We start from the raw sequence: 1,116 nt of genomic DNA, 5'->3' as shown, positions 1-1,116 counted from the left end.
GGCGAGCGCGCCGGGGCGGAGCGGCGTCATCGCAAGGCGGTCGTCAGGCGAGCTTGCCGACCGCGGCTTCCAGCGTGCTCCACGCCTCGTCGCCGAAGCGCTTCTTCCACTCGGCATAGAAGCCGGCCTTCTGCAGGGCGGCGCGGAAGGGGGCGGCATTCGTGTCGTTGAACTTCAGGCCCTGGCCTGAGAGCTTGCCGCGCAGGGAATCGTTGAGCTTCGCGACATCGGCGCGCTCCTTCACCGCGGCGCCGTTGATCTCGTCCTCGACGATGGCGCGCAGCTTCGGCGGCAGCTTCTCGAACGCCTTCGGGTTGGCGAGGAACCAGAACCCGTCCCACATGTGGTTGGTCATCGAGCAGTATTTCTGCACCTCGTAGAGCTTCGCCGTCTCGATCACCGCGAGCGGGTTTTCCTGCGCGTCGACGAGATGGGTCTGCAGGGCGGAGTAGACCTCGTTGAAATTGATCGAGGTCGGCACCGCGCCGAAATCCTTGAACAGCGAGGTCCAGAGCGCGGCGACCGGCACGCGGATCTTGAGCCCCTTGAAATCGGCCGGCTGCATGATCGGGTGGGTGCCGGTGGTGGTCTGGCGGAAGCCGTTGTCAAAGATCCGGTCGAAGGCGGTGAGGCCATGCGCGGCGATGCGGCCGCGGATATGGGCGCCGAGCTTGCCGTCCATCGCCGACCAGACCTGATGGTAGTCCTTGAAGGCGAAGCCGACGCCGGAAATCGCCGCGTCGGGCACCAGGGTCGACAGGATCAGGCCGGAGAGGGTGAAGAACTGCACGGCACCGCTGCGCAGCTGGCTGAGCGTTTCGGTATCCGAGCCGAGCGCGCTGTTCGGGAACAGCATGATGCGCAGCTGGCCGCCGCTGCGGTGCTCGATGTTGCGGATCGCCTCGGAGAGGCGGACGTTGAGCGGATGGGTCGCCGGCAGGTTGGTGGCCAGCCGGTAGCGCAGCACCGCCGCCTCGGCGCGGCCGCCGATGGTGAACAGGGGCAGGGCGGCCGCCGAAAGCCCGAGCTGGCGTCGCGTGATGGTCATGGTCAGGTTTCCTCCCGTTTTGCTGCGCCGGTTGTAAATTAAACGCGATCGTTTGCAACGGAAATGAA

The 1,116-nt window shown here is 66.1% G+C and carries 1 protein-coding gene; it reads right to left on the bottom strand.

The window, feature by feature from the left end:
* Positions 1–43: 43 nt before the first annotated feature.
* Positions 44–1,048, bottom strand: a complete 1,005-nt coding sequence (locus APM_RS12920; protein WP_007423815.1) for a TRAP transporter substrate-binding protein — start codon at positions 1,046–1,048, stop codon at positions 44–46.
* Between the last annotated feature and the right edge of the window lie 68 nt (positions 1,049–1,116).

Origin of the sequence: Acidiphilium sp. PM (assembly GCF_000219295.1) — a bacterium.
GTDB lineage: Bacteria > Pseudomonadota > Alphaproteobacteria > Acetobacterales > Acetobacteraceae > Acidiphilium > Acidiphilium multivorum.
This window is presented reverse-complemented; position numbering and strand designations above follow the sequence as displayed.